Genomic DNA, 9,167 nt, shown 5'->3' on the forward strand with positions numbered 1-9,167 from the left:
GGGGTCTCTTTCTGTGGGGGGCCCCCCCCCGCGGCTTTTTGTTCATCTTTGTGCGCCCTGGGGGGTGGTCTTTTTGTGGCCTGCCCCGGGCGCCGGGGGGTTACACCGGCCGCCCCGCGACGTGCGGCGGTGTGCGTGTCGCGGGTGTGATCAGCCCTGAGCAGCCGCAGCCAGCTCGGACTGGAACCCGGCGAGGTCGGACGCACCGGTCGTGAACTTGCTCGTGGCGTCCGAGATCGCGTTGAGCGTCGCGACCGGGGCGGCCGCACCGTGGGCCAGCGAGGACACGATCGTGTCGTTCGCGAACGACTCGATGGCGGTCTGCTGGTACTCCGAGAAGTCGGCGGGGTCAGCGTCGGTCCGGGCCGGGATGGAGCCCTTCGCCTTGTTGAACGCCACCTGGCCGTCGAGCGAGCCGACGGTCTCGAGCCACGCCTTCGCGCCGTCCGGGTGGGGGGCGCCGACGGGCAGGGTGAACGAGTCGGCGAGGAAGTCGAACGTGCCGTCGGTCCCGGGGACCGGGGCCGCCGTGAAGTCCGTGCCGAGCTCCTTCTTCTGCTCCTCGAACGCGGCGACTGCCCAGTCGCCCATGACGTTGAACGCCGCGGTGCCGTCGATGACCATCTGGGTCGCCTCGGGCCAGTCGAGACCGTCACGGTCGCTGTTGGTGAAGCCCATGAGCGTGTCGAAGTCCTCGAGCGCGCCCTTGACCTCGGCGCCCTTCCAGTCGGTCGTCCCGTCCCACAGGCCGCTGTAGGCCTCCGGACCGAGGTCGGCGAGCAGCACCGTCTCGAGCAGCTGGACCTGGGTCCAGGTCGTGGCGACCGAGAGCGGCGTGACGCCGGCGGCGTCGAGCTTCTTCAGGTCCGCGATCCACGCGTCGAGATCGGCGTAGGTCGCCTTGGGGTCGATGCCGTTGTCCTTGAGCACCGTCGGGTTGGCCCAGACGACGTTCGCGCGGTGGATGTTCGACGGGATCGAGTAGATCGCGCCGTCCTCCGTGGACAGCCGGTCGACCAGGTCAGGCGGGAACACGTCCGTCAGGCCGAACTCGTCGTAGAGGTCGGAGACGTCCTCGATCTGCGCGGCGTCGATGTAGTCCTGCAGCTCCATGCCGGCGTGGGCCTGGAAGGTGTCGGGCGGGTCCTGCGCCTGCAGACGGGTCTGCAGCAGGTCCTTCGCCGCGGAGCCCGCGCCACCGGCGACGGCCCCGTTGATGAACTCGGTGTCCGGGTGCTGCTCCTCGAACACGCCCACGAGCGCGTCGAGACCGGCCTTCTCCGAGCCCGCGGCCCACCAGGTGAACACCTCCACCTCGTCGGCGCCGCCGCTCTCGCCATCGCCGCTGCCGCCGTCGTTGCCGCCGCACGCGGCCAGCGTGAGACCGAGCGCAGCGGCTATCGCCACCGTCGCGGTCATCCTCCGGTTCACTCGCATCTGGAGTCCCTCAACCTTCCTCGGTCGCTGGAGCACCGACCCTCGACGTCGTCGTCGTGTGCGTCGAAGAACAACTCTCTTCGTGCTCAGGACTACATCGTTCCTGCGGCCGGCCGGGCGCGCCTCTACGCCCGTGAACCCGGTCCCATCGAACGTCTCCCGGCAATTGGTGTCAACAAGTGAACGCAGGATTGGCCCGATCGTGACCGGATCGTTCAGTTTGTGTATCCAAACCTCCCATTCCGCGTCGGATGGCGGTTACCCTGGGCGCTGTGCGCGCGGATCGGGTGACACCGGGTTCGCAGACCTCACTGCGTGAGGCCAACCGAGCTCGGATCGTGAGCGCCGTCCAGCAGCGTGGCTCGCTCACGCAGATCGAGCTGGCCGGCGTCACAGGGCTGTCCCCAGCCACCATCTCGAACATCGTCAAGGAGCTCACGACGGCGGGCGTGCTGCACACCGCGCAGTCGGTGCGCAACGGCCGCCGCGCGCTCCAGGTCACCCTCGCACGCAACCTCGGCCTTGTCGCGGGGATCCGGTTCGGCATGCGCTCGCTCAGCGTCGCGCTCGCCGACGCGTCCATGCGGGTCCTGGCCGAGCAGCGCATGCCGCTCGCCCCCGACCACCGCGCCGACTCCGGCCTCCAGCGGGTCGCGATGCTGGTCAGGGAGATGATGGAGGCGGTGGACGCCGACCCGTCCGAGCTGCTCGCCGTCGGCGTCGGAGTGCCGGCTCCCGTCGACATCCGCACCGGCCAGGTGGTCACCGTCGGGATGATGCGCGGCTGGGACGGCGTGCACGTCGACGAGATCCTGGGTGCCGAGCTGGACGTCCCCGTGACCGCGGACAACGACTCGACGCTCGCCGCGATCGCCGAGGCCCGGTTCGGCGCGGGCGCCGGGCACGACTCGGTGGCCTACGTCCGCGTCTCGCACGGCGTGGGCGGCGGGCTCGTCCTCGGCGGGCGGGCCGTGCATGGCCGGTCCGGAGTGGCCGGCGAGATCGGGCACGTGTCCGTGGACGAGCACGGCCCCGTCTGCCGCTGCGGCAACCGCGGCTGCCTCGAGATGCTGGTCGGCGCCACCAGCCTGCTGTCGCTGCTCCCGCCCGAGGCGGGGCACCTCACCCTCGCGGACCTCGTGGCCCGGGCGCTCGACGGCGACGCCGGCTGCCGCCGCGTGGTGTTCGACGCCGGCCGCCACCTCGGCGTCGCCCTGGCGAACCTGTGCAACCTCGTCGACCCCGACGTCGTGGTGATCGGCGGCAAGCTCGCCGAGGCGGGGGAGGTGCTGCTGGAGCCGCTGCGCACCTCGCTCGGCCAGCGCGTCGTGGCGACCTCGCGCGGCCCGGTCGACGTCGTCCCGTCAGCCCTGGGCGCCGACGCCGGCGTCCGCGGCGCCCTGGCGGCCGCCCTCGACCAGGCAAGAATGTTCGGCTCCCTGGGCGTGAGCTCGTGACGAACAAGCCCCCCACCCGCCTCCGCCGTCCGCTGAGTGCTGGGTATTTGCGGCGTCGAACCGTTTCGACATCGCAAATAGCCAGCACTCAGCGAAGGTGGGGGAGGTGGATGGCGGCGGTGGCGGCCGGTCTCGCGGTGGCGGTCGCGCTCGGCGGGTGCATGGGTGGCGGGGTGGACGACGGCGGCGGTGCGGGGGCCGTGCACGAGGGGACCATCGGGCTGCTGCTGCCCGAGGCGCAGACCGCGCGGTACGAGGCCTCCGACCGGCCCACGTTCGTGTCCGTCGTCGACCGCCGCTGCCCCGGCTGCACGGTGCTGTACGCGAACGCGGGGCAGGACGCCGCCGCCCAGCTCCAGCAGGCCGAGTCGATGCTCGCCCAGGGCGCGGACGTCCTGGTGCTCGACGCCGTCGACACCGTCGCCGCCGTGGGCATCGTCGTGCAGGCCGAGCGGCTGGGTGCCCAGGTCATCGCCTACGATCGGTTCGTGGACGGCGCCGACTACTACGTGTCGTACGACTACGAGTTCATCGGCTTCCTGCTGGGCTCGGCCCTGGCCGGCGCGGTCACCGACCGGGCCGCGGCGCAGGCCGACGACGGGCCTGACGACGTCGCCGAGGACAGCGCCGACGGCGCAGCCGGCGACGTAGCCGAGGACAGGGCCGCCGACGCGGCCGATGATGGAACTGAGAACAGTGCCGACGACGATCGCCCGGGAGTGCTGCTGGTGCACGGCTCGGCGACCGAGCCCAACGCGCTCGCCATAGCCGCCGGCACCCGCCGCGCCCTCGAGGGAGAGGACATCGACGTGCTCGCCGAGTACTACACGCCCGACTGGAGCCCGGACAAGGCCACCGAGTGGACCGAGGCCATGCTCACGCGGTTCCCTGGCCAGGTCGACGGCATCCTCGCCGCGAACGACGGCATAGCGGGCGGCGCCATCGCCGCGGCGAAGGCGGCGGGCCTGGACCCCGTTCCGGTCACCACCGGCCAGGACGGCGAGCTCGCCGCCGTGCAGCGGATCCTCGCGGGCGACCAGTTCATGACCGTCTACAAGGCGACCGACCAGCAGGCCCAGACGGCCGCCGAGCTCGCGGTGCGGGTGCTGCGCGGCGAGGCGCCGCGCACCACCGCGGTCATCAAGGGCGTCCCCACGCAGCTCCTGGCGCCGCGCGCCGTCGGTGCCGCCGACGTCGAGGACGTGATCGTCAAGGGGCGCGTCTACTCCACGGACGAGATCTGCGTGCCTTCGTACGAGGCGGCGTGCGAGCGCGCGGGCCTGATCGGGCCGGACGCCGCCTCCGACGCTGCGCCCGCCACCGGCGTCGGCGCGCCCGCCGGCGCGACCCCGACCGCGGGGGAGGTGTCCCGATGAGCGACCCGGTGCTGTCCCTGCGGGGCGTCTCCAAGCGGTTCGGCGGCGTCCGCGCCCTGGTCGACGTCGACGCGGACGTGCACGAGCACGAGGTGCTCGCCGTCGTCGGCGACAACGGCGCCGGCAAGTCCACGCTGGCCGGCGTGCTCGCCGGCGCGCACCGGCCCGACGCCGGGCAGGTGCTGCTCGACGGGCGTCCCGTGGTGCTCGACTCGCCCGCCGCCGCCCGCGCCCTCGGCATCGCCGCGGTGTTCCAGGAGCTCGCGCTCGTGGACGACCTGGACGTCGTCGAGAACCTGTTCCTCGGGCACGAGACCGTGCGCGGGCCCTTGCTCGACGAGGTCGCCATGGAGCGCGAGGCGTGGCGCCTGCTCGACCAGCTCGCGGCCAGCGTCCCCACCGTGCGCGACCCTGTCCGGACCCTGTCCGGCGGGCAGCGTCAGGTCGTCGCCGTCGCGCGGGCGCTGCTCGGCTCGCCGCGCGTCGTCGTCCTCGACGAGCCGACGGCGTCCCTCGGCGTGCGCCAGACCGCCGAGGTGCTCAACCTGATCGTCCGGCTGCGCGAGCGCGGGCACGCCGTCGTCCTGGTCAGCCACCAGGCCGGCGACCTGCAAGCGGTCGCCGACCGCATCCTCGTGCTGCGGCTCGGCCGCGTGCACGACGTGTTCGACGGCGACGCCTCCTACGAGGACCTGCTCGCCGCCATGACCGGCGCGGTGCGCCCCAGCTCCCCCCACCGGGCGGCCCGCCGATGAGCGCCCAGCAGGCCGTCACAGGGGCGGCGCTGTCCGGCGCCGGGCTGCCGGGCGCCGTCTGGCAGCGGATGCGCGGCGGCAACAGCCTGCTGCCGATCGTCGCCGCGCTCGTGGGCATCTGGCTGGTGCTCGGCGCCGTCAACCCCGCGTTCCTGGCCCCCGAGAACCTCGTCAACCTCACCCTGCAGAGCGCGCCCGTCGGCGTCATCGCGCTCGGCGTGGTGCTCGTGCTCCTCGTGGGCCAGATCGACCTGTCCGTCGGGTCGCTCAGCGGGCTCGCGGCGGCCGTCGTCGCCGTCGGCTCCGTGACCCTGGGCTGGCCGGTGGCGCTAGCGATCGGTGCCGCGCTGGCCTGCGGGGTGGTGGTCGGGCTGGGCTACGGCGCGCTCTCGACGCGGCTCGGGCTGCCCAGCTTCGTGTTCACGCTGGCCGGGCTGCTGTTCCTCGCCGGGGTGCAGCTGCGGGTGCTCGGCCCGTTCGGCTCGATCAACCTGCCGTTCGACTCGTGGTTCGTGCGGTCGGTGCAGCAGGGCTTCCTGCCCACGCCGGCGGCCTGGGCGCTGGTGGCCGCCGTCGTGGTCACCTCCGTGGCGGTGCAGCTGACCGCCCGGGCCCGACGGCGGCGCGCGGACCTCGCCTGCGCGAGCGTGCCGCAGATCGTCGTGCGCACCGGTGTGCTGGCCGCCGTCCTGTCGGGGATCGTGGCCTACCTGGGCTCGGCGCGCGGCATCGGCTATTCGGTCGTGCTCTTCGCGCTGCTCGTCGTCGTCACCGACGTGCTGCTGCGTCGCACCCGGTGGGGGCGGTCGGTGCGGGCCGTGGGCGGCGACCGGCGGGCGGCGATGCTCGCGGGCGTGCCGGTGCAGCGCACCGTGGTCCTGTGCTTCGTGGCGTGTTCGACGCTCGCCGCGCTCGGCGGGGTGCTCGCCGCCGGCCGGCTGGGCGCCGCGAACCAGGGCACCGGGGGAGCCGACACCTACCTCGTGGCGATCGCCGCGGCCGTGATCGGCGGCACGAGCCTGTTCGGCGGGCGCGGTAGCGCATGGTCGGCGGTGCTCGGCGTGCTCGTCATCCAGTCGATCGCCAACGGGCTCACGCTGATGAACGTGGACCAGGCGGCGCGGTACATGGTGACCGGGGCAGTGCTGCTGCTGGCCATCATCATCGACATGCTGATGCGCAAGCGCCGGGAGGCCTGACGTGATCCGTCGTCCGACGCTGGCGGTGGTCGCCGAGGCGGCGGGGGTGAGCCTGAAGACCGCGTCGCGGGTGCTCAACGGCGAGCCGAACGTGGCCGCCGCGACCCGCGAGCGGGTGCAGGACGCCGCGGCCTCGCTGGGATTCAGGCGCAACGCCGTGGCCGCTGACCTCGCGCGCGGCGGTTTCTCGCGGCTGGTCGGGTTCATCACGGGCGACCTGGCCAACGAGTTCTACTCCGCCCTGGCCAGCGGCATCGAGCGTGAGCTGCGGGAGCACGGGCTGCAGCTCCTGACGGCGTCGTCCGACGAGGACCCCGAGCGGGAGTCGTCGCTGACGGGGGAGCTGCTCGAACGGCGCGTCGGCGCGCTCATCGTCACGCCCGCAGGCGCCGACCACTCGGCGCTGCGCGGCGAGATCGCCGCCGGGCTGACCGTGGTCGTGGTGGACCGGCCGGCGGCCGGGATCGACGTCGACACCGTGGTCATCGACAACCGGGGCGGTACGCGGGCGGCCGTCGAGCACCTGCTGGCGCACGGGCACCGCCGCATCGCGTTCGTCGGCGACGAGCCGCACCTGTGGACGTACCAGGAGCGCAGTGCCGAGTTCCTCGCGGTCATGGCGGAGGCCGGGGTGCCCGACGCCGGGCAGTGGCTCCGCTCCGGGGCCCACTCCGCGGCGGCCGCGCGGGACCTGGTCGTGGAGCTGCTCGACGCTCGGGACGGACGGGCCCCCGAGCCGCCCACCGCGGTGCTCGCCGCGAACAACCGGGCGACCGTCGGCACGCTCCAGGCGCTGCACGACACACCGGGCGGGGACGCCGTCGCCGTGGTCGGCTTCGACGACTTCGAGCTCGCAGACCTGCTGGGCATCACCGTCGTCGCGTACGACGCCGTGGAGCTGGGCCGGCGCGCCGCCGAGCTGGCTGTCGCGCGCTCCGCCGACCCCGACCGGGCCGTCGAGCTCGTGGTGCTGCCGACCCGGGTGGTACCCCGCGGGAGCGGTGAGCGCCGACCGCGCTGACGGGACCGCTGCGGGCTGATATAGGTGCGGCACGGCGCGGGGTGAGACCACGCTCGCGGGCGTGGGTTGCTCTCCGTAGACACCGTCTACTCAGCGCAGCAGACTCCCGAGCCGGACCCTTACCCGGCGGGCGCTCGTCGAGTGACGGACCAGCCAGCCCGGACCGCGCGGGCGCCGTGATCGGTGTCCGACGGCACATAAGGGGTGGATAGGTACTTTCCACACAGCGTCGTCTCAACCGTTCTGGTGGCGGTGCGGCGTCAATACGCTCCGTGGCACACGAGGTTCCCCAGGCCTGACGAGGAGCACACCATGTCACGATCCCTGAGCGCGTCCCGTTCCTTGATAGCGCTGTCGGCCGCCGCGCTGATCGTCTGTACTGCGCTCACCGGTGCCAGCGTCGCGGGGGCGGCTCCGCCGTCCGCCACGTCCGCCGGCGCGGCCGACCTGCCCGACGCCCAGGTCAGCGCGATGGAGCGCGACCTCGGCCTCACGCGGGAGGAGATCCCGGGCCGCCTGGCGCTCGACGCCGAGTCCGCCGTCCTCGAGAGGCACCTCACCGCAAGGCTCGGCGACCGGTACGCGGGCACCTGGCTGCCCGACGGCGCGGACGCGCCGCGGGTCGCCGTCACCACCGCGGCGGCCGCCAGGGTGGCCGAGCGCGCGGGCGCCGACGCGGTCGTCGTCGAGCACAGCCTCGACGCGCTCACGACGTGGAAGGAGGCCCTGGACGAGGTGGGCGCCCCCGCGTCGGTGCATTCCTGGTACGCGGACCCGGTGACCAACGAGGTGGTCGTCGAGGCGTCCGACGTCGGCGCGGCCAGGGCGATGATCGCCGAGGCGGGCGCGCCGTCCGGCGTCGTGCGGGTCGAGAAGTCCGAGGTCGCGCCCGTCCCGGCGCGCGACATCCGCGGCGGCGACGAGTTCCACCGGCCGACCGGCGACGGATGGGTCACGCTGTGCTCGATCGGCTTCGCCGTCCAGGGCGGGTTCGTCACCGCGGGGCACTGCGGATCGGCGGGCAACGCGGTCACCGCGCCGGACGGCGCCGCGCTCGGCACCTACCGGGCCTCGACCTTCCCGGGCCACGACTGGGCATGGGTGGCGACGAACGGCGACTGGACGCCCACTCCGGCCGTGAACAACTACGCGGGCGGGACGACGTCAGTCGCGGGCTCCGCGGAGCAGGGCATCGGCGCGGCGGTGTGCCGCTCGGGGCGCACGACGGGCTGGCGCTGCGGCGTCATCCAGGAGAAGAACGTCACCATCAACTACGGCAGCGGCGACATCCCCGGCATGGCAACGGGCTCCGCGTGCGCGGAGGGCGGCGACTCGGGCGGCTCGGTGCTCTCGGGCGACCAGGCGCAGGGTGTGACGTCGGGCCGCATCGGCGACTGCTCCTCGAACGGCCGGTTCATCTACCAGCCGGTGAACCCGATCCTGAGCACGTACGGGCTGCAGCTCACGACGACGTCGGGCAGCGGGGGCGGCTCGCTGGTCGGGCTGGCCGGCAAGTGCATCGACGTGCCGGACGCCGACTTCGCGGACGGCAAGCGGCTGCGGCTGTGGACCTGCAACGGCTCCGCCGCGCAGCGCTGGACCTTCAGCAGCGACGGCACCCTGCGCGCGGGCGGCCTGTGCATGGACGTCGCCTGGGGCAACACCGCGGACGGCACGGCGGTGCAGCTCGCGAACTGCAGCGGCAACCCGGCCCAGCAGTTCACGCTGAGCGGGGCGGGGGACCTGGTCTCGATCCTCGCGAACAAGTGCGTGGACGTCCCGAACAGCAACAGCGCCGACGGCACGCCGGTGCAGATCTGGACCTGCAACGGCACCTCGGCCCAGAAGTGGCACGTCGGCTGACCGGGGGTTCGCCGAAGTAGAGCGCCTGTCCGAGTCTCCCTGGTGACACCAGGGAGACC

At 73.3% G+C, this 9,167-nt stretch carries 7 protein-coding genes; 6 read left to right on the plus strand and 1 reads right to left on the minus strand.

Features of this window, described 5'->3' with window-relative positions; genetic code table 11:
* Positions 1 to 150 precede the first annotated feature (150 nt).
* Positions 151 to 1,419: an ABC transporter substrate-binding protein gene (locus ACFT2C_RS28590; RefSeq protein WP_377210496.1), complete on the minus strand. Its 1,269-nt coding sequence runs from the start codon at positions 1,417 to 1,419 to the stop codon at positions 151 to 153.
* Positions 1,420 to 1,775: 356 nt separating this feature from the next.
* On the opposite strand from ACFT2C_RS28590, the gene ACFT2C_RS28595 reads away from it, so the two are divergent.
* The 6 genes from ACFT2C_RS28595 to ACFT2C_RS28620 all read left to right on the plus strand — a co-directional run bounded on the left by ACFT2C_RS28595 (position 1,776) and on the right by ACFT2C_RS28620 (position 9,108).
* Positions 1,776 to 2,894, plus strand: a complete 1,119-nt coding sequence (locus ACFT2C_RS28595; RefSeq protein ID WP_377210497.1) for an ROK family transcriptional regulator — start codon at positions 1,776 to 1,778, stop codon at positions 2,892 to 2,894.
* 110 nt (positions 2,895 to 3,004) lie between these two features.
* A complete protein-coding gene (locus ACFT2C_RS28600) occupies positions 3,005 to 4,270 on the plus strand; it encodes a substrate-binding domain-containing protein (RefSeq protein WP_377210498.1) in 1,266 nt (421 codons plus the stop codon).
* The gene (locus ACFT2C_RS28605) at positions 4,267 to 5,025 is read left to right on the plus strand and encodes an ATP-binding cassette domain-containing protein (protein WP_377210499.1); all 759 of its coding nucleotides are present in this window, start codon (positions 4,267 to 4,269) and stop codon (positions 5,023 to 5,025) included. Before ACFT2C_RS28600 ends, ACFT2C_RS28605 begins: the two co-directional genes overlap by 4 nt.
* Positions 5,022 to 6,224 carry a sugar ABC transporter permease gene (locus tag ACFT2C_RS28610; RefSeq protein ID WP_377210500.1) on the plus strand — a complete coding sequence of 401 codons (1,203 nt, stop codon included), beginning with the start codon at positions 5,022 to 5,024 and terminating at the stop codon, positions 6,222 to 6,224. Before ACFT2C_RS28605 ends, ACFT2C_RS28610 begins: the two co-directional genes overlap by 4 nt.
* A 1-nt stretch (position 6,225) precedes the next feature.
* A complete protein-coding gene (locus ACFT2C_RS28615; RefSeq protein ID WP_377210501.1) occupies positions 6,226 to 7,245 on the plus strand; it encodes a LacI family DNA-binding transcriptional regulator in 1,020 nt (339 codons plus the stop codon).
* A 312-nt stretch (positions 7,246 to 7,557) separates the two neighbouring features.
* On the plus strand, positions 7,558 to 9,108 hold the full coding sequence (locus ACFT2C_RS28620) for a ricin-type beta-trefoil lectin domain protein (RefSeq protein WP_377210502.1): 1,551 nt from the start codon (positions 7,558 to 7,560) through the stop codon (positions 9,106 to 9,108).
* The last annotated feature ends 59 nt before the right edge of the window (positions 9,109 to 9,167 follow it).

Source organism: Promicromonospora sp. NPDC057138 (assembly GCF_042670845.1).
Taxonomy (GTDB): Bacteria; Actinomycetota; Actinomycetes; order Actinomycetales; family Cellulomonadaceae; genus Promicromonospora.